This window comes from Pseudomonas sp. AC083, from assembly GCF_979253165.1.
In genome coordinates this window covers 224624-244212 of record NZ_CEEDDH010000004.1, presented here as the reverse complement: position 1 = coordinate 244212, position 19589 = coordinate 224624, and the positions used below count along the sequence as shown (strand labels likewise).

The following is a 19589-nucleotide window of genomic DNA, read 5'->3' as shown; positions in this document are numbered from 1 at the left end:
GTACACTTTGAGAAATAAGGCCTGTAGCGATCTATCCACAGAAAGGTGGTTCAGTAAGAATAAACATAAAAACAAAGGTTTTATAAATTTCTCTCTTTTTTATTCTTTTAACCTCGAGTTCTCCACAGCTGGTTAAATTTTGTGCAAAGGGTTCTTTAGAAAGGGCGAAGTCCCTATACTTGCCGACCAGGTCCAGAAACCTGAGCTCAACTATTTCCTGAATGACCTACTTAAGCAGGCACGAGGTGCGTGGTGGATTTCCCTTCCCGTTTTGAAGTGATCGTCATCGGCGGCGGTCATGCCGGTACCGAGGCAGCACTGGCGTCAGCACGCATGGGGGCAAAAACCCTGTTGCTGACGCATAACGTGGAAACCCTCGGTGCCATGAGTTGCAACCCGGCCATCGGTGGCATCGGCAAAAGCCATCTGGTCAAGGAAATCGATGCCCTCGGAGGCGCGATGGCCATGGCTACCGATAAGGGCGGCATCCAGTTTCGCGTGTTGAACAGCCGCAAGGGTCCGGCCGTACGGGCCACCCGTGCACAAGCCGACCGGATTCTCTACAAGGCAGCTGTTCGCGAAATCCTGGAAAACCAGCCGAACCTGTGGATATTTCAACAGGCTGCTGACGACCTGATCGTCGAACAGGAGCAAGTCCGTGGTGTGGTTACACAGATGGGGCTGCGTTTCTTCGCCGTTTCCGTGGTGTTGACCACCGGTACATTCCTCGGCGGACTTATCCACATCGGTTTGCAGAATTTCTCCGGCGGTCGCGCCGGTGATCCACCGTCTATTGCTCTGGCCCACCGTCTGCGTGAGTTGCCATTGCGTGTCGGGCGTCTGAAAACCGGCACACCGCCGCGTATCGATGGCAAGTCGGTGGATTTCTCGGTGATGACCGAGCAACCGGGCGATACGCCGATTCCGGTGATGTCGTTCATGGGCAACAAGGAACAGCATCCCCGTCAGGTCAGCTGCTGGATCACCCATACCAATGCCCGCACCCACGAAATCATCGCGGCGAACCTCGATCGTTCGCCGATGTATTCCGCTGCCGGTGAAATCGAAGGCGTCGGCCCGCGTTATTGCCCGTCGATTGAAGACAAGATTCATCGCTTTGCCGACAAGGAAAGCCATCAGGTGTTCATCGAACCGGAAGGTCTGACCACCCATGAGCTGTATCCGAACGGAATATCCACAAGCCTGCCGTTCGACGTGCAATTGCAGATCGTGCAATCGATCCGCGGCATGGAAAACGCACACATCGTGCGTCCGGGCTATGCGATTGAGTACGACTACTTCGATCCGCGCGACCTGAAGTACAGCCTGGAAACCAAAGTCATCGGCGGTCTGTTCTTCGCCGGGCAGATCAACGGCACCACCGGTTACGAAGAAGCCGGCGCTCAAGGTCTGCTCGCCGGGGCCAACGCTGCGCTGCGTGCCAAGGGCAAAGAGGCCTGGTGTCCGCGCCGCGATGAAGCGTACATCGGCGTTCTGGTCGACGACCTGATCACCCTCGGCACCCAAGAGCCGTACCGCATGTTCACGTCTCGCGCCGAGTACCGCCTGATTCTGCGTGAAGACAATGCCGACCTGCGTCTGACCGAAAAAGGTCGCGAGCTCGGTCTGGTCGATGACGCGCGCTGGGCGGCCTTCTGCAAGAAACGCGAAAGCATCGAGCTTGAAGAACAGCGCCTGAAAAGCACCTGGGTGCGGCCGAACACCCCGCAGGGCGATGCGATTGCCGAGAAATTCGGCACGCCGCTGACCCACGAATACAACTTGCTCAACCTGTTGAGCCGTCCGGAAATCGATTACGCCGGTCTGGTCGAAGTGACCGGGCAGGGCGCCGAAGATCCACAGGTCGCCGAGCAGGTCGAGATCAAGACCAAATACGCCGGTTACATCGACCGCCAACAGGACGAGATCGCCCGTCTGCGCGCCAGCGAAGACACGAAATTGCCTGTGGATATCGATTACACCAACATCTCCGGTCTGTCCAAGGAGATCCAGAGCAAGCTCGGCGCCACACGTCCCGAAACGCTGGGCCAGGCTTCGCGGATCCCGGGCGTAACCCCGGCGGCGATTTCGCTGTTGATGATTCATTTGAAAAAACGCGGCGCGGGCCGTCAGTTGGAGCAAAGCGCTTGAGTGCCAAGATCACTTCGCAACACGCCGAAGAGTTATCCACAGGAGCCCGCGAGCTCGGTGTCAATCTCAGTCAAACCCAGCACGAATTGCTGCTGGGTTATCTGGCCCTGTTGATCAAATGGAACCAGGCCTACAACCTGACCGCCGTGCGCGATCCGGACGAAATGGTTTCGCGGCATTTGCTCGATAGTCTCAGCGTGATGTCGTTTATCGAAAACGGTCGCTGGCTCGATGTCGGCAGTGGCGGTGGCATGCCTGGTATCCCGCTGGCGATCCTGTACCCGGACTCGCAGGTGACCTGTCTGGACAGCAACGGCAAGAAAACCCGCTTCCTGACTCAGGTCAAACTGGAGCTGAAGCTGGATAACCTGCAAGTTATCCACAGTCGCGTCGAAGCCTTCCAGCCTGCGCAGCCGTTCAACGGGATCATTTCCCGGGCATTCAGCAGCATGGAAAACTTCACCAACTGGACTCGCCACTTGGGCGATGCCGATACACGCTGGCTGGCAATGAAGGGCGTTCATCCGGCCGATGAGCTGGTAGCATTGCCGGCAGATTTCAAACTCGATAGCGAACACGCCCTGGCCGTCCCCGGTTGCCAAGGCCAACGCCATCTGCTGATACTGCGCCGCACGGCATGATTGGGAACACAAGCAAGAATGGCTAAGGTATTCGCGATAGCGAACCAGAAGGGTGGTGTGGGCAAAACCACCACCTGCATCAACCTCGCAGCATCCCTGGTCGCGACCAAGCGCCGGGTGCTGTTGATCGATCTCGATCCACAGGGCAACGCCACCATGGGTAGCGGTGTGGATAAACATGGTCTGGAAAACTCGGTCTACGATCTGCTGATCGGTGAATGCGACCTCGGCCAGGCCATGCACTTCTCCGAGCACGGCGGTTATCAACTGCTGCCGGCCAACCGCGATCTGACCGCGGCCGAAGTGGTGCTGCTGGAAATGCAGATGAAGGAAAGCCGTCTGCGCAGCGCGCTGGCGCCGATCCGGGACAACTACGATTACATTCTGATCGACTGCCCACCGTCGCTGTCGATGCTCACACTCAACGCACTGGTCGCCGCTGACGGGGTGATTATCCCCATGCAATGCGAATACTTTGCGCTGGAAGGTTTGAGCGACCTTGTGGATAACATCAAGCGAATCGCTGAACTGCTCAATCCGAACCTGAAAGTCGAAGGCCTGCTGCGGACCATGTACGACCCGCGCCTGAGCCTGATGAACGATGTTTCGGCGCAGCTCAAGGAACACTTCGGCGATCAGCTGTACGACACGGTGATCCCGCGCAACATTCGCCTGGCCGAAGCACCGAGCTACGGCATGCCGGCGCTGGCTTACGACAAGCAATCGCGTGGCGCCCTGGCCTATCTGGCTCTGGCGGGCGAGATGGTTCGTCGTCAGCGCAAAAATTCACGCATTGCTGCTGCTCAGCCAACTTAAGGAATCCCCATGGCCGTCAAGAAACGAGGTCTCGGACGTGGACTGGATGCACTGCTGAGTGGTCCGACGGTCAGCGCGCTGGAAGAACAAGCCGCGCAGGCCGACACCCGCGAACTGCAACACCTGCCGCTGGACCTGCTGCAGCGCGGCAAATATCAGCCGCGCCGCGACATGGACCCGCAGGCCCTGGAAGAGCTGGCGCAGTCGATCAAGGCTCAGGGCGTGATGCAGCCGATCGTGGTACGCCCGATTGGCGGCGGTCGCTTCGAGATCATTGCCGGTGAACGCCGCTGGCGCGCCAGTCAGCAGGCCGGGCAGGAAACCATCCCGGCGATGGTTCGCGATGTGCCGGATGAAACCGCCATTGCGATTGCGCTGATCGAGAACATCCAGCGTGAAGACCTCAACCCGATCGAAGAAGCCGTCGCCTTGCAGCGCTTGCAGCAGGAATTCCAGCTGACTCAGCAGCAGGTTGCCGAGGCTGTGGGTAAGTCGCGGGTGACTGTGGCTAACCTGTTGCGACTTATTGCACTGCCCGAAGTGATCAAGACCATGCTGTCGCACGGTGACCTGGAAATGGGTCACGCACGTGCCTTGCTCGGTCTGCCGGACAATCAGCAGGTCGAAGGGGCGCGACATGTTGTCGCACGAGGACTGACTGTGCGCCAAACCGAGGCACTGGTTCGCCAGTGGTTGAGTGGCAAACCGGAGCCCGTGGAAGCTGCAAAACCCGACCCGGACATCGCTCGCCTCGAGCAGCGTTTGGCCGAGCGCCTAGGCTCTGCGGTGCAGATTCGCCATGGCAAGAAGGGCAAAGGCCAATTGGTGATTGGTTATAACTCGCTCGACGAGCTTCAAGGTGTGCTCGCACACATCCGCTGAAACATTTCCTCATGTAGCGCGCAGTCGGAAATCACTACCTGACAGTTGAATAGGGGCAGAACCGCCCCTATACTCTGCGCGCATTTTGTCGGCACAAATTATGCCAAGTTATTGAATTTCGGCAGCCGACCATTGGAGAGCAACTGTGATGGAAACCCGCACGCCAAACCGCTTGCCTTTCCATCGCCTGGCGGTTTTTCCGGTGTTGATGGCTCAATTTGTCATTCTGCTCATTGCCGCTTTGGCGCTCTGGCAATGGCATGGAGTCGTTGCCGGATACTCGGGACTTTGCGGAGGCCTGATAGCCTTGCTGCCCAATGTTTATTTCGCTCACAGGGCATTTCGGTTTTCCGGCGCCCGAGCAGCCCAGTCCATCGTCCGGTCTTTTTATGCCGGCGAGGCAGGCAAACTTATTTTGACGGCAGTGCTGTTTGCACTGGTGTTCGCAGGTGTGAAGCCACTGGCGCCGATCGCAGTATTCGGCGTGTTCGTGCTGACGCAGTCGGTCAGCTGGTTCGCTCCCCTGCTGATGAGAACAAGACTTTCGAGACCTTAGGGCGTTTGAGGCAACCATGGCAGAGACAACCGCTTCGGGCTATATCCAGCACCACTTGCAGAACCTGACTTTCGGTCAGCTACCTAACGGCGGCTGGGGCTTTGCCCACACCGCAGCAGAGGCCAAGGAAATGGGCTTCTGGGCTTTCCACGTCGATACCCTCGGCTGGTCGGTCGCGCTGGGTCTGATCTTCGTTCTTCTTTTCCGCATGGCGGCAAAGAAAGCGACGTCGGGTCAGCCGGGTGCCTTGCAGAACTTCGTTGAAGTATTGGTCGAATTCGTCGATGGCAGCGTGAAAGACAGCTTCCATGGCCGTAGCCCGGTGATTGCACCGCTGGCGCTGACCATCTTCGTCTGGGTGTTCCTGATGAACGCCGTCGACCTGGTACCGGTCGACTGGATTCCTCAGCTGGCCATCCTGATCTCCGGCGATGCCCACATCCCGTTCCGCGCCGTGTCGACCACCGACCCGAACGCGACTCTGGGCATGGCGTTCTCGGTGTTCGCACTGATCATTTTCTACAGCATCAAGGTCAAGGGCATCGGCGGCTTCATCGGCGAACTGACCCTGCACCCGTTCGGCAGCAAGAACATCTTCGTTCAGGCCCTGCTGATCCCGGTGAACTTCCTGCTGGAATTCGTCACCCTGATCGCCAAGCCGATCTCTCTGGCTCTGCGTCTGTTCGGCAACATGTATGCCGGCGAGCTGGTGTTCATTCTGATCGCTGTGATGTTCGGCAGCGGCCTGCTCTGGCTCAGCGGCCTGGGCGTTGTTCTGCAGTGGGCGTGGGCAGTGTTCCACATCCTGATCATCACCCTGCAGGCGTTCATCTTCATGATGCTGACCATCGTCTACCTGTCGATGGCGCACGAAGAAAACCATTAAGACCAGTCTCGACTAGTCTGATGTTCCTCCCGGTCAAACGGGAGGGAGCTCCTTGCGGGGCAGCTGAAACGATTTGTTTTACCGCTTTAATCTAAAAAACCTAAACCATACGACGTAAAAGTCGGGAGGAAAGATGGAAACTGTAGTTGGTCTAACCGCTATCGCTGTTGCACTGTTGATCGGCCTGGGCGCACTGGGTACCGCAATTGGTTTCGGCCTGCTGGGCGGCAAGTTCCTGGAAGGCGCAGCGCGTCAGCCAGAAATGGTTCCAATGCTGCAAGTGAAAATGTTCATCGTTGCCGGTCTGCTCGACGCCGTAACCATGATCGGTGTTGGTATCGCTCTGTTCTTCACCTTTGCGAACCCGTTCGTTGGTCAGATCGCTGGCTGATTACTCGGATCTTCCGGGTAATTTGGTGTGATGGACAACGTAACTGCGAGGTGTTGGCGTGAACATTAATGCGACCCTGATTGGCCAGTCCGTTGCGTTCCTGATTTTTGTACTGTTCTGCATGAAGTATGTATGGCCTCCGGTCATCGCTGCTCTGCACGAACGTCAAAAGAAGATCGCTGATGGTCTGGACGCTGCCAGCCGTGCAGCTCGCGACCTGGAGTTGGCCCAAGAGAAAGCGGGTCAGCAACTGCGCGAAGCGAAAGCTCAGGCAGCTGAAATCATCGAGCAAGCCAAGAAACGCGGTAACCAGATCGTCGAAGAGGCTGTTGAAAAAGCCCGTATCGACGCTGACCGTGTGAAGGTTCAGGCTCAAGCCGAGATCGAACAGGAACTGAACAGCGTCAAAGACAAGCTGCGTGCCCAAGTGGGCTTGCTGGCTGTTGGCGGCGCCGAGAAGATCCTGGGTGCCACAATCGATCAAAACGCGCACGCAGAGCTGGTTAACCAACTGGCTGCTGAAATCTAAGCGAGGGCGATCATGGCAGAACTGACCACGTTGGCCCGACCTTACGCTAAGGCGGCCTTCGAGCACGCTCAGGCCCACCAGCAACTGGCCAATTGGTCAGCCATGCTCGGCCTGGCAGCAGCGGTGTCGCAAGACGACACCCTGCAGCGCGTGCTCAAGGCCCCGCGACTGACGAGCGCAGAAAAGGCCGCCACGTTCATTGACGTGTGCGGCGACAAGTTTGATGAAAAGGCACGCAATTTCATCAACGTCGTTGCCGAGAACGACCGTCTCCTGCTTCTGCCGGAGATCGCCGCTCTGTTCGACCTGTACAAGGCCGAACAAGAGAAATCGGTAGACGTTGAAGTAACCAGTGCATTTGCATTGAACCAAGAACAGCAAGACAAACTCGCCAAGGTTCTCAGTGCACGACTCAACCGGGAAGTGCGCCTGCAAGTTGCGGAGGACGCTGCCTTGATTGGTGGTGTCGTGATCCGCGCCGGCGACCTGGTTATCGATGGCTCGATTCGCGGCAAAATCGCGAAACTTGCCGAAGCATTGAAATCTTGAGTTTGAAGGGGCAGCAGAGCAATGCAGCAACTCAATCCTTCCGAAATAAGTGAAATTATCAAGGGCCGCATCGACAAGCTCGATGTGACCTCCCAAGCCCGTAACGAAGGCACTGTCGTCAGCGTATCTGACGGCATCGTGCGGATTCACGGTCTGGCCGACGTCATGTACGGCGAGATGATCGAGTTTCCGGGCGGCGTCTACGGTATGGCCCTCAACCTGGAGCAGGACTCCGTAGGTGCCGTGGTATTGGGCTCCTACCAGTCGCTGGCTGAAGGCATGAGCGCCAAGTGCACCGGCCGCATCCTCGAAGTTCCTGTTGGTAAGGAATTGCTGGGCCGCGTAGTCGATGCTCTGGGTAACCCTGTTGACGGCAAAGGTCCACTGGGCAACACCGAGACCGACGCGGTCGAGAAAGTTGCTCCAGGCGTGATCTGGCGTAAGTCGGTAGACCAGCCTGTACAGACTGGCTACAAGGCTGTCGATGCCATGATCCCTGTCGGCCGTGGCCAGCGTGAGCTGATCATCGGTGACCGTCAGATCGGTAAAACCGCTCTGGCGATCGACGCGATCATCAACCAGAAAGACAGCGGCATTTTCTGCGTCTACGTTGCAATCGGTCAGAAGCAATCGACCATCGCCAACGTGGTTCGCAAGCTGGAAGAAAACGGCGCCCTGGCCAACACGATCATCGTGGCTGCCAGTGCTTCGGAATCTCCTGCGCTGCAATTCCTGGCACCGTACTCCGGTTGCACCATGGGTGAATTCTTCCGCGACCGCGGTGAAGACGCGCTGATCGTTTATGACGATCTGTCCAAGCAGGCAGTGGCTTACCGCCAGATTTCCCTGCTGCTGCGCCGTCCACCAGGCCGTGAAGCTTACCCAGGCGACGTGTTCTATCTCCACTCCCGTCTGCTGGAGCGCGCATCCCGCGTTTCGGAAGAATACGTAGAGAAGTTCACCAACGGCGCAGTGACCGGCAAAACCGGTTCCCTGACTGCACTGCCGATCATCGAAACCCAGGCTGGCGACGTTTCCGCGTTCGTTCCGACCAACGTGATTTCCATCACCGACGGTCAGATCTTCCTGGAATCGGCCATGTTCAACTCGGGCATCCGCCCTGCAGTGAACGCCGGTGTTTCGGTATCCCGTGTGGGTGGTGCCGCTCAGACCAAGATCATCAAGAAGCTCTCCGGTGGTATCCGTACCGCTCTGGCTCAGTACCGTGAACTGGCGGCATTCGCCCAGTTCGCTTCTGACCTGGACGAAGCGACCCGCAAGCAACTTGAGCATGGTCAGCGCGTTACCGAGCTGATGAAGCAGAAGCAATACGCACCAATGTCGATCGCTGACATGGCGCTGTCGCTGTATGCCGCTGAGCGTGGGTTCCTGACTGACATTGAAATCGCCAAGGTCGGCAGCTTCGAACAAGCGCTGATCGCTTTCTTCAACCGCGATCACGCCGATTTGATGGCCAAGATCAACGTTAAAGGTGACTTCAATGACGAAATCGACGCTGGCATGAAAGCCGGTATCGAGAAGTTCAAGGCCACCCAAACCTGGTAAGCCGCAGCGGGAGCCGCGAGGCTCCCGCTTGCTAACCTGATAGGTGTTACATGGCAGGCGCAAAAGAGATTCGCAGTAAGATTGCGAGCATCAAAAGCACGCAAAAGATTACCAGCGCCATGGAAAAAGTGGCGGTCAGCAAAATGCGCAAGGCACAAATGCGCATGGCTGCTAGCCGTCCTTATGCGGAGCGTATCCGCCAGGTAATTGGGCATCTGGCCAACGCCAACCCGGAATACCGCCACCCGTTCATGATCGACCGCGAAATCAAGCGCGTCGGTTATGTCGTCGTGAGCAGTGACCGTGGTCTGTGCGGCGGCTTGAACACCAACCTGTTCAAGGCCCTGGTCAAGGACATGGCGGTAAACCGCGAAAACGGCGTCGAGATTGATCTGTGTGTAGTCGGTAGCAAGGGTGCGGCCTTTTTCCGCAACTTCGGCGGTAACGTCGTTGCAGCTATCAGCCACCTGGGTGAAGAGCCGTCGATCAATGACCTGATCGGCAGCGTCAAGGTGATGCTGGATGCCTACCTGGACGGCCGTATCGACCGCCTGTCCGTGGTGTCCAACAAGTTCATCAACACCATGACGCAACAGCCTACCGTGGAGCAGTTGATTCCACTGGTGGCAACCCCGGATCAGGATCTCAAGCACCACTGGGACTATCTCTACGAACCGGACGCCAAAGAGCTGCTTGACGGCTTGATGGTCCGTTACGTCGAGTCGCAGGTCTACCAGGCGGTGGTCGAGAACAACGCGGCTGAACAGGCTGCGCGGATGATCGCGATGAAGAACGCTACCGACAACGCCGGTGATTTGATCAGCGATTTGCAGCTGATCTACAACAAGGCGCGTCAGGCTGCGATCACCCAAGAGATCTCGGAAATCGTCGGCGGCGCTGCCGCGGTTTAACGGTTCAAATATTCAGAGGATCCAGCTATGAGTAGCGGACGTATCGTTCAAATCATCGGCGCCGTTATCGACGTGGAATTTCCACGCGACAGCGTACCGAGCATCTACAACGCGCTGACTGTACAAAGCGCGGCCGCAACCACCCTGGAAGTTCAGCAGCAGCTGGGCGACGGCGTGGTGCGTACCATTGCGATGGGTTCCACCGAGGGCTTGAAGCGCGGTCTGGAAGTCACCGACTCTGGCGCAGCCATCTCCGTACCGGTCGGTAAAGCGACCCTGGGCCGGATCATGGACGTCCTCGGTAACCCGATCGACGAAGCTGGCCCGATCGACACCGAAGAGCGCTGGGGCATTCACCGCGCAGCACCTTCGTTCGCCGAGCAAGCAGGCGGCAACGACCTGCTGGAAACCGGCATCAAGGTTATCGACCTGGTCTGCCCGTTCGCCAAGGGCGGTAAAGTCGGTCTGTTCGGTGGTGCCGGTGTAGGCAAAACCGTAAACATGATGGAGCTGATCCGTAACATCGCCATCGAGCACAGCGGTTATTCCGTGTTCGCCGGTGTGGGTGAGCGTACTCGTGAGGGTAACGACTTCTACCACGAGATGAAGGACTCCAACGTTCTGGACAAAGTGGCACTGGTTTACGGTCAGATGAACGAGCCGCCGGGAAACCGTCTGCGCGTAGCACTGACTGGCCTGACCATGGCCGAGAAGTTCCGTGACGAAGGTAACGACGTTCTGCTGTTCGTCGACAACATCTATCGTTACACCCTGGCCGGTACTGAAGTATCCGCACTGCTGGGCCGTATGCCTTCGGCAGTAGGTTACCAGCCGACCCTGGCTGAAGAGATGGGCGTTCTGCAGGAACGTATCACTTCGACCAAGGAAGGTTCGATCACCTCGATCCAAGCGGTATACGTACCTGCGGACGACTTGACCGACCCGTCGCCAGCGACCACCTTCGCCCACTTGGACGCCACCGTCGTTCTGTCCCGTGACATCGCTTCCCTGGGTATCTACCCAGCGGTAGATCCACTGGATTCGACTTCGCGCCAGCTGGACCCGAACGTGATCGGTCAGGACCACTACGACACCGCTCGCGGCGTTCAGTATGTTCTGCAGCGTTACAAAGAGCTGAAAGACATCATCGCGATCCTGGGTATGGACGAGCTGTCGGAAGCCGACAAACAGTTGGTTAACCGTGCTCGTAAGATCCAGCGCTTCTTGTCGCAGCCGTTCTTCGTGGCTGAAGTCTTCACCGGTGCTTCGGGTAAATACGTTTCCCTGAAAGACACCATTGCTGGCTTCAAAGGCATCCTCAACGGTGACTACGACCACCTGCCAGAACAAGCGTTCTACATGGTTGGCGGCATCGAAGAAGCGATCGAGAAAGCCAAGAAACTGTAATCCCGGCGCCCGGCAACGGGCGCTAATTTAGGTTGAGGCAATCAGATGGCTATGACAGTCCATTGCGATATCGTCAGCGCGGAAGGGGAAATCTTTTCCGGCCTGGTCGAGATGGTGATTGCGCACGGTGCACTGGGTGATCTTGGTATCGCTCTGGGTCACGCGCCGCTGATCACTAATCTCAAGCCGGGTCCGATCCGCCTGATCAAGCAAGGCGGGGAAGCCGAGGTGTTCTACATCTCCGGTGGTTTCCTCGAGGTTCAGCCGAACATGGTCAAGGTACTTGCCGATACCGTGCAACGTGCCGCCGACCTGGATGAAGCTCAGGCTCAGGCAGCTCTCAAGGCTGCCGAGAATGCCCTGAACGAAAAAGGCGCGGACTTCGATTACGGCGCCGCTGCCACACGTCTGGCCGAGGCTGCAGCCCAGCTGCGCACCGTCCAGCAGATCCGCAAGAAGTTTGGCGGTTAATCCGTCAGCCGCTTGTTGTGCGATTGATAAAAAAGGGTAGCCTCGGCTACCCTTTTTTCTTTTCCGAATTCCCACAAACCGGTCGCAGTTGCTGACCACCCAGGATTGGTAGCAGTCATGTCTCTCGAAATCGTTATCCTCGCGGCCGGTCAAGGCACTCGCATGCGTTCGGCGCTGCCCAAAGTGCTGCACCCGATTGCCGGCAACTCCATGCTCGGCCATGTTATCCACAGCGCTCGGCAACTTGATCCACAGCGCATCCATGTGGTGATCGGTCACGGTGCCGATGTGGTGCGTGAGCGTCTGGCAGCTGATGATCTGAATTTCGTGTTGCAGGACAAGCAACTGGGCACTGGCCATGCCACCGCCCAGGCGGTGCCGTTCATTGACGCCGACACTGTGCTGATTCTTTACGGCGATGTGCCGCTGATTGAAGTCGAAACCCTGCAACGTCTGCTCAAGCATGTCGTGCCGGGCCAGATGGGTTTGCTCACTGTCGAGCTGGATGACCCGACCGGTTACGGCCGCATCGTGCGTGATGCTGACGGCAAGGTCGCGGCAATCGTCGAGCACAAAGACGCCAGCGAAGCGCAACGTGCGATCACCGAAGGCAACACCGGCATCCTCGCTGTGCCGGCCGATCGTCTGGCGGACTGGATGAGTCGCCTGTCGAACAACAATGCGCAGGGCGAGTACTACCTCACCGACGTGATCGAAATGGCGGTCAGCGATGGTTTGGTCGTGGCGACCGAACAACCGCAAGACCCGATGGAAGTGCAGGGCGCCAATGATCGCAAGCAGCTCTCTGAACTGGAGCGTCATTACCAGTTGCGCGCCGGCCGTCGCTTGATGGCTCAGGGCGTGACCCTGCGTGACCCGGCCCGTTTCGATGTGCGCGGCGAAGTGACTGTGGGCCGCGATGTGCTTATCGATATCAACGTGATCCTTGAAGGCAAGGTGATCATTGAAGACGATGTACAGATCGGCCCGAACTGCGTGATCAAGGACAGCACCCTGCGCAAAGGCGTGGTGATCAAGGCCAACAGTCATATCGAAGGCGCCGTTCTCGGTGAAGGCAGCGACGCCGGGCCGTTCGCGCGTTTGCGCCCGGGCACGGTGCTGGATGCGCGCGCTCATGTGGGTAACTTCGTCGAGCTCAAAAACGCCCACATGGGCGAGGGTGCCAAGGCTGGCCATCTGACCTATCTGGGCGATGCCGAGATCGGCGCACGCACCAACATCGGTGCCGGCACCATCACTTGCAACTACGATGGCGCCAACAAGTGGAAAACCGTGTTGGGCGCTGACGTATTCATCGGTTCCAACAACTCGCTGGTTGCGCCTGTGGATATCTCCAACGGTGCAACTACCGCTGCCGGCTCGACCATCACGCAAAATGTGGATAACGCTCAGCTTGCGGTGGGCCGAGCTCGTCAGAAGAACATTGACGGCTGGAAGCGGCCGGAAAAAATCAAAAAATCCTGATTTATCCACAACCACCTGTGGGAGCGAGCCTGCTCGCGAATGCGGTTTGTCAGTAACGTCTTCAGTGGCTGAGACTCCCTTTCGCGAGCGGGCTCGCTCCCACAATCATTCCAATCTTTCTGAATTTTTCTCCCCGCGTCTTGACGGCAACCTTTCGATAGAGTTTCATTGCTTGCGTTATCTTTCGAATCGAAACCTAAGCCGCCATGTCCAAACGCAACACTCCTCAGCGTCGTCATAACATCCTCGCCTTGCTCAACGAGCAGGGCGAAGTCAGTGTGGATGAGCTGGCCAAGCGCTTCGAAACTTCCGAAGTTACGATTCGCAAGGATCTTGCTGCGCTGGAAACCCATGGTCTTTTACTGCGTCGTTACGGCGGTGCGATCACCATGCCGCAAGAGCTGGTCGCAGAAACGGCGCAGAGTATTTCCAAGTACAAGCAGGCGATCGCCCGCGCGGCGGTCAAGCGCATCCGCGAGCACGCGCGCATCATCATCGACAGCGGCAGCACCACCGCCGCGATGATTCCCGAACTAGGCCAGCAACCGGGCCTGGTGGTGATGACCAACTCGCTGCATGTTGCCAACGCCTTGAGCGAACTGGAACACGAGCCGGTGCTGCTGATGACCGGTGGCACCTGGGATCCGCACTCGGAATCCTTTCAGGGCCAGGTCGCCGAGCAGGTACTACGCTCTTACGACTTCGATCAACTGTTCATCGGCGCTGACGGCATCGATCTGGTGCGCGGCACCACCACCTTCAATGAACTGCTCGGCCTCAGCCGGGTGATGGCCGACGTTGCGCGAGAAGTGATCGTCATGGTCGAGGCCGACAAGATCGGTCGCAAGATTCCCAACCTGGAGCTGCCCTGGAGCAGCATCCATACCCTCATTACCGATGATCGCCTGCCCGTCGAGGCACGCGATCAGCTTCAGGCCCGTGGGATCACTTTGATCTGTGCGGCTGTCAGTCAGGAGAAATAACCATGTGTGGCATTGTCGGCGCAGTAGCTGAACGTAATATCACCGCCATCCTTCTTGAAGGCCTGAAGCGCCTCGAATATCGCGGCTATGACAGCGCCGGTGTGGCGGTTTATACCAACGACCAGACCCTGGAGCGCATGCGCCGTCCGGGCAAGGTCAGTGAACTGGAAACCGCGCTGGCCGAACAGCCGCTGGCCGGGCGCCTCGGTATCGCCCACACCCGTTGGGCGACCCATGGCGCGCCGTGCGAGCGCAATGCCCACCCGCATTTTTCCGGTGACATTGCGGTGGTGCACAACGGCATCATCGAGAACCACGAAGCCCTGCGCGAACAGCTGAAAGCGCTGGGCTATGCGTTCAGCTCGGACACCGACACCGAAGTCATCGCGCACCTGCTGACCCACAAGCTCAAGGAACAACCGGACCTGACTGCCGCGCTCAAAGCGACCGTCAAGGAGCTGCATGGCGCCTACGGTCTGGCAGTGATCAACGCACAGCAACCGGATCGTCTGGTCGCCGCGCGCAGTGGCAGCCCATTGGTGATCGGCCTGGGCCTGGGCGAGAATTTCCTCGCTTCCGACCAGTTGGCTCTGCGTCAGGTCACTGACCGCTTCATGTATTTGGAAGAAGGCGATATCGCTGAAATCCGTCGCGACAGCGTGCAGATCTGGGACGTAAACGGCAACGCTGTCGAGCGTCAGACCGTGCAGTACACCGACGGTGCCGAAGCCGCCGACAAGGGCGAGTTCCGCCACTACATGCTCAAGGAAATCCACGAACAACCGGCCGTGGTCCAGCGCACCCTCGAAGGTCGCCTGGGCAACAATCAAGTGCTGGTTGAGGCCTTCGGTCCGCAAGCTGCCGAGCTGTTTGCCAAAGTGCGCAATGTGCAGATCGTCGCCTGCGGCACCAGTTATCACGCCGGCATGGTCGCGCGCTACTGGCTTGAGGAACTGGCCGGCATCCCGTGCCAGGTCGAAGTCGCCAGCGAATTCCGTTATCGCAAAGTGGTGGTGCAGCCAGACACGCTATTCGTGACCATCTCCCAGTCCGGTGAAACCGCTGACACCCTCGCGGCGCTGCGCAATGCCAAGGAACTGGGCTTTCTCGCCAGCCTGGCGATCTGCAACGTCGGCATCAGCTCGCTGGTGCGTGAATCCGATCTGACCCTGTTGACCCAGGCCGGTCGCGAAATCGGCGTGGCTTCGACCAAAGCCTTCACTACGCAACTGGTCGGCCTGTTGCTGCTGACTTTGTCGCTGGGTCAGGTGCGCGGGACTTTGGCCGACGGTGTTGAGGCCACGCTGGTCGAAGAGCTGCGTCGTCTGCCTACCCGCCTCGGCGAAGCATTGGCGATGGACAGCACGGTGGAAAAAATCGCCGAGCTGTTCGCCGAGAAAAACCACACTCTGTTCCTCGGCCGTGGCGCGCAATTCCCGGTCGCGATGGAAGGTGCCTTGAAACTCAAGGAAATCTCCTACATCCACGCCGAGGCCTACCCGGCCGGCGAGCTCAAGCACGGCCCGCTGGCACTTGTGGATAACGACATGCCGGTGGTCACTGTCGCGCCGAACAACGAACTGCTGGAGAAGCTCAAGTCCAACCTGCAGGAAGTCCGCGCCCGTGGCGGCGAGTTGATCGTGTTCGCGGATGAGAAGGCTGCGATGACCAACGGCGAAGGTACCCACGTGGTGCAAATGCCGCACATCCACGACATTCTTTCGCCGATCCTTTATACGATCCCGCTGCAACTGTTGTCGTACTACGTCGCCGTGCTCAAGGGCACCGACGTCGATCAACCGCGCAACCTGGCGAAATCGGTGACCGTGGAATAAGTTATCCACAGATGATCTACGCTTCCCCAATCGCAGCCTCGGCTGCGATTGTCGTATCCGCCGCCGAGGAATCCCATGGACCGCTTTCAGGAAATGCAGATCTTCGTTGTCGTCGCCCAAGAGCAAGGCTTTTCGGCGGCGTCGCGGCGTCTGGGTTTGTCGGCGGCGAGCGTCACCCGGGCGGTGGCGGCGCTGGAGCAGCATATCGGTACGCAGTTGCTGGTGCGTACCACGCGCACTGTGCATCTGACTGAAGCCGGGCAACGTTACTGCGATGACTGCCGGCGGATTCTTGCCGAGGTGCAGGAGGCCGAGGATTCGGCGGCAGGCAGCCATGCCTTGCCGCGCGGGCAGTTGACGATTACTGCGCCGGTGCTGTTCGGCGATCTGTTCGTCACGCCGGTGATGGCCGATTACCTCTGTCGTTACCCGGATGTGTCGATCAACGCGCTGTTGCTGGACCGGGTCGTCAACATGGTCGAGGAGGGCATTGATGTCGCGGTGCGCATCGGTGAGCTGCCGGACAGCAATCAGCATGCGATTCGCGTCGGGGAAGTGCGGCGGGTGATCTGCGCTTCGCCGGGGTTTCTGGCTGAACACGGCCGCCCGGAGCATCCGCAGGCTTTGGCCGGGTTGCCGGTGGTGGCGACATCGGCGATCGGTCAGCAACGCAACTGGCCGTTTCTCGACGGCGGTGAAGCACTCAGTGTGCGCACCGAACCGCGCCTGACCGTCACGGCCAATCAGTCGGCGATCACCGCCGCGCGAAAAGGCCTGGGCCTGACGCGAGTGCTGTCCTATCAAGTAGCGGACAAGGTCGCAGCGGGGGAGCTGGAAATCGTCCTCGCCGAGTTTGAACTGCCGCCGTTGCCGATCCATGTGGTGTATCAGGGCGGGCGCAAGGCACCGGCGCGGATCCGCAGTTTTGTCGACTTCGCCGTGAAGGCGCTGCGTGAGCATCCGGCCTTGAGCGCAGCGGCGTTATTGCACGAGATGAAATAATCGATTGCAGTGGCTGGTTATTCTGTAATTCCGGCAACCCATAGATGATGACTCCATCGGCGCGCTCATCCCCGTAGCGACGTCACTTTTCAGCGGAGTCGTCCATGCAAGCGATCAAACTCTACAACTTCCCCCGTTCCGGCCATGCCCATCGCGTCGAGTTGATGCTGTCGCTGCTGCAACTGCCGACCGAGCTGATCTTCGTCGATCTGGCCAAAGGTGAGCACAAGCAGCCACAGTACCTGGCGATCAACAGCTTTGGCCAAGTGCCGGCGATTGATGACAACGGCGTGGTGCTGGCCGATTCCAATGCGATTCTGGTTTATCTGGCGCAGAAATATGGCAACGGTCGCTGGCTACCGACCGATCCGATGGGCGCAGCGCATGTGCAGCGCTGGTTGTCGGCAGCGGCGGGATCGATTGCATTTGGCCCGGCGGCGGCACGCCTGATCACGGTGTTTGGTGCGCAACTGAATGCCGAGGAAGTCATTGGCCGTGCGCACAACCTGCTCAAGGTCATGGAGCTGGAGCTGGGCAAAACGGCGTATCTGGCGGGCGAAGAGCCGACCATCGCTGACGTGTCTGCCTACAGCTACATTGCCCACGCGCCGGAGGGCAATGTCTCGCTGGATGACTACGCCAACGTTCGCGCCTGGCTGACACGGATCGAAGCGTTGTCGGGTTTTGTCGCGATGCCGCGTACGGTGGCCGGGCTACAGAAAACTGCCTGACGGACGCAGTCGCGGATATTCGCCAAGCCCCGCCGGCTCATCTACCGCTTCACTTGCGCTCTCGCGGGTAACGCCGGCTTGCGTGGCCTGTCCCGCAAGGACACGTCGCGCAATGCGCTCAACCAGTTGCTGACTTGCTTCGCGCCAGTCAATCCAGCGCCATTCGTTGACATCCTTGCTGGCGGGGAACTGGCCGCTGGCCTCGAAGGCCTTGATCAGGTCGGTCAGGCTTTGCGGCTCCTGCAGATCGAAATAAGCCATGAACTCGCCGCCTATTTCACGAAAGGCCGCGATGTCACTTCCCATGGCCGGCAAGCCTCGTTGCATGGCTTCCACCAGAGGCAGGCCGAAGCCTTCGACAAATGATGGAAAGACCAATGAGCTGGCTCGCGTATAAGCATGCTCGAGGCTGGTGTCGCTCAGGTTGTTGAACATGAACAGGCGTCGGTTGAGCTCGGGATGATGCCGTATTCGCGATAGCAACTCGTCGCACTTCCAGCCGATGCGCCCTGCGATGCATAGCCTGGCGCCGGAACCGCCCGCCCAGGCACGCTCGAAAGCATCGAGCAGATACGCATGGTTCTTGCGCGGCTCGATCGTGCTGACCATCAGGAAAACCGGGCCGGGTGCCTCGAACATTTGGTGCAAAGCGGGTTCCACTGCTGCTGCCGAATTGTGCAAGTCCAGCTCGGAGCCCAAATGAAAGTAGTCGAACCAGCGCTTTTCAGCCTGCGCGGGGCCTAGTCGGCGCTGCAGTTCATGGCGCACCTCGTCGCGCACAGTGGCGGAAATGGCCATGTAACCGTCGGCAGTGCGGCACACCCAGTCAAACCACTCACTGAACACTCGCGCGGGCCGGGCTTCGTAGAAATGGGGATGCGTCAGGGGAATGAGGTCATAGATCACCGCAATGATTGCGACGCCTTCGCGCTTGAGCCGTTCGACATGGGGAAAGAAATCCGAATGCCACGACGAGTCCAGCAACACCAGTTGATCATCAGGCTGGTGCTGCAACGGTGAACAGCGCTTGAGTAACTGGAAATGCCGCAGGCGGGTGAACAATCGCAGCGGCACACCAAATACGGCGAATGAGGTCAGGCGATACGCCACATACAGCGCCCTCCGTGTCAGCTTCGACGGGCATTTGGCGTCGCGGCGCTGATGCCATTGCCAGAAGCGATGAGCAAGGCGTTCCAAGCGATCAGCGAATGTCGCGAGGGCGTTGAACACCGGCGTGTTCAGGGGCGCCAGGCGCAAGACCCGATAGAGCTGGCCATTGAGCAATACCACCGGTATGCACTCGCTATCACCAGCACTGGAGGGCAGTTTGTTAATGACATTGCGCACCACCCGCTGAATCCCCGAATTGAGTTTCGGGTGGTTGAATACGTGTGTGCACTCCACCAACAGTCGAGTCATAGCGCGCGCTCCGTGTTCGCCGCTCCTGCGGACACCAAACTCAGGCGCGGAGAGTGATGTGCGAAACTGGCGAGACCCGTGACAAGCAGGCAATTTTTCAAAACCACGACCCCTTGGGCTGATCTTTCGCCATTTCCTACACGCGGTGTAGAAGGGGCTGTCAGACCGAGAGAAAGACCCGGTAGGACAACAGGCGAAACAGTTGTTGTATTTGTTCTGCGATCAATCTGTGCCAATTGCACGACAATTTCAACAGGCCAAACCGTGACCGGTCAGTTCTGGATAGCGTAGACCGATTTATTCACGCGGGACGGTTCCCGAACCCTCGATGGATGTGTTTAGAATGCCCCTTGTCGCGATAATCCGAACGGTGTTTCG

The 19589-nt window shown here is 58.5% G+C and carries 19 protein-coding genes; 18 read left to right on the top strand and 1 reads right to left on the bottom strand.

Annotation, left to right across the window (positions count from 1 at the left end):
• Positions 1 to 252 precede the first annotated feature (252 nt).
• From mnmG to AC0IXA_RS09685, 18 genes are all read left to right on the top strand, one after another.
• Positions 253 to 2151 carry a tRNA uridine-5-carboxymethylaminomethyl(34) synthesis enzyme MnmG gene (gene mnmG, locus AC0IXA_RS09770; protein ID WP_471812815.1) on the top strand — a complete coding sequence of 633 codons (1899 nt, stop codon included), beginning with the start codon at positions 253 to 255 and terminating at the stop codon, positions 2149 to 2151.
• Entirely contained in the window at positions 2148 to 2792 is a 645-nt protein-coding gene (gene rsmG, locus AC0IXA_RS09765) for a 16S rRNA (guanine(527)-N(7))-methyltransferase RsmG (protein WP_471812813.1), read from the top strand. The genes mnmG and rsmG overlap by 4 nt, the downstream gene beginning before the upstream one ends.
• An 18-nt stretch (positions 2793 to 2810) precedes the next feature.
• The gene (locus AC0IXA_RS09760) at positions 2811 to 3608 is read left to right on the top strand and encodes a ParA family protein (protein WP_016772400.1); all 798 of its coding nucleotides are present in this window, start codon (positions 2811 to 2813) and stop codon (positions 3606 to 3608) included.
• 9 nt (positions 3609 to 3617) lie between these two features.
• Entirely contained in the window at positions 3618 to 4490 is an 873-nt protein-coding gene (locus AC0IXA_RS09755; RefSeq protein WP_007960777.1) for a ParB/RepB/Spo0J family partition protein, read from the top strand.
• A gap of 148 nt (positions 4491 to 4638) precedes the next feature.
• Complete coding sequence (locus tag AC0IXA_RS09750; protein ID WP_016772401.1) at positions 4639 to 5046, top strand: F0F1 ATP synthase subunit I; 408 nt, start codon at positions 4639 to 4641, stop codon at positions 5044 to 5046.
• 16 nt (positions 5047 to 5062) lie between these two features.
• Positions 5063 to 5932 (top strand): F0F1 ATP synthase subunit A, encoded by an 870-nt coding sequence (atpB, locus tag AC0IXA_RS09745; RefSeq protein WP_016772402.1) that lies wholly within the window; start codon positions 5063 to 5065, stop codon positions 5930 to 5932.
• A gap of 133 nt (positions 5933 to 6065) precedes the next feature.
• On the top strand, positions 6066 to 6323 hold the full coding sequence (gene atpE, locus AC0IXA_RS09740; protein ID WP_003097235.1) for a F0F1 ATP synthase subunit C: 258 nt from the start codon (positions 6066 to 6068) through the stop codon (positions 6321 to 6323).
• 58 nt (positions 6324 to 6381) lie between these two features.
• A complete protein-coding gene (locus AC0IXA_RS09735; protein ID WP_016772403.1) occupies positions 6382 to 6852 on the top strand; it encodes a F0F1 ATP synthase subunit B in 471 nt (156 codons plus the stop codon).
• Between the two features lie 12 nt (positions 6853 to 6864).
• A complete protein-coding gene (locus AC0IXA_RS09730; RefSeq protein WP_016772404.1) occupies positions 6865 to 7401 on the top strand; it encodes a F0F1 ATP synthase subunit delta in 537 nt (178 codons plus the stop codon).
• Positions 7402 to 7422: 21 nt separating this feature from the next.
• Positions 7423 to 8967 carry a F0F1 ATP synthase subunit alpha gene (gene atpA, locus AC0IXA_RS09725; RefSeq protein ID WP_016772405.1) on the top strand — a complete coding sequence of 515 codons (1545 nt, stop codon included), beginning with the start codon at positions 7423 to 7425 and terminating at the stop codon, positions 8965 to 8967.
• A gap of 50 nt (positions 8968 to 9017) precedes the next feature.
• A complete protein-coding gene (gene atpG / locus AC0IXA_RS09720) occupies positions 9018 to 9878 on the top strand; it encodes a F0F1 ATP synthase subunit gamma (RefSeq protein WP_007911960.1) in 861 nt (286 codons plus the stop codon).
• Between the two features lie 27 nt (positions 9879 to 9905).
• The gene (atpD, locus tag AC0IXA_RS09715; protein ID WP_016772406.1) at positions 9906 to 11285 is read left to right on the top strand and encodes a F0F1 ATP synthase subunit beta; all 1380 of its coding nucleotides are present in this window, start codon (positions 9906 to 9908) and stop codon (positions 11283 to 11285) included.
• 45 nt (positions 11286 to 11330) lie between these two features.
• A complete protein-coding gene (locus AC0IXA_RS09710) occupies positions 11331 to 11756 on the top strand; it encodes a F0F1 ATP synthase subunit epsilon (RefSeq protein ID WP_016772407.1) in 426 nt (141 codons plus the stop codon).
• Positions 11757 to 11873: 117 nt separating this feature from the next.
• Positions 11874 to 13241, top strand: a complete 1368-nt coding sequence (glmU, locus tag AC0IXA_RS09705; RefSeq protein ID WP_471812807.1) for a bifunctional UDP-N-acetylglucosamine diphosphorylase/glucosamine-1-phosphate N-acetyltransferase GlmU — start codon at positions 11874 to 11876, stop codon at positions 13239 to 13241.
• 206 nt (positions 13242 to 13447) lie between these two features.
• Positions 13448 to 14224 (top strand): DeoR/GlpR family DNA-binding transcription regulator, encoded by a 777-nt coding sequence (locus AC0IXA_RS09700; protein WP_041476528.1) that lies wholly within the window; start codon positions 13448 to 13450, stop codon positions 14222 to 14224.
• Between the two features lie 2 nt (positions 14225 to 14226).
• Positions 14227 to 16059, top strand: a complete 1833-nt coding sequence (glmS, locus tag AC0IXA_RS09695) for a glutamine--fructose-6-phosphate transaminase (isomerizing) (RefSeq protein ID WP_471812805.1) — start codon at positions 14227 to 14229, stop codon at positions 16057 to 16059.
• A 75-nt stretch (positions 16060 to 16134) separates the two neighbouring features.
• Positions 16135 to 17061, top strand: a complete 927-nt coding sequence (locus AC0IXA_RS09690) for a LysR family transcriptional regulator (RefSeq protein ID WP_056791087.1) — start codon at positions 16135 to 16137, stop codon at positions 17059 to 17061.
• 104 nt (positions 17062 to 17165) lie between these two features.
• Positions 17166 to 17792 (top strand): glutathione S-transferase family protein, encoded by a 627-nt coding sequence (locus AC0IXA_RS09685; protein WP_471812803.1) that lies wholly within the window; start codon positions 17166 to 17168, stop codon positions 17790 to 17792.
• Here AC0IXA_RS09685 and AC0IXA_RS09680 read toward each other — a convergent pair.
• Positions 17775 to 19211: a glycosyltransferase family 4 protein gene (locus AC0IXA_RS09680; protein ID WP_471812801.1), complete on the bottom strand. Its 1437-nt coding sequence runs from the start codon at positions 19209 to 19211 to the stop codon at positions 17775 to 17777. The genes AC0IXA_RS09685 and AC0IXA_RS09680 overlap by 18 nt on opposite strands.
• Between the last annotated feature and the right edge of the window lie 378 nt (positions 19212 to 19589).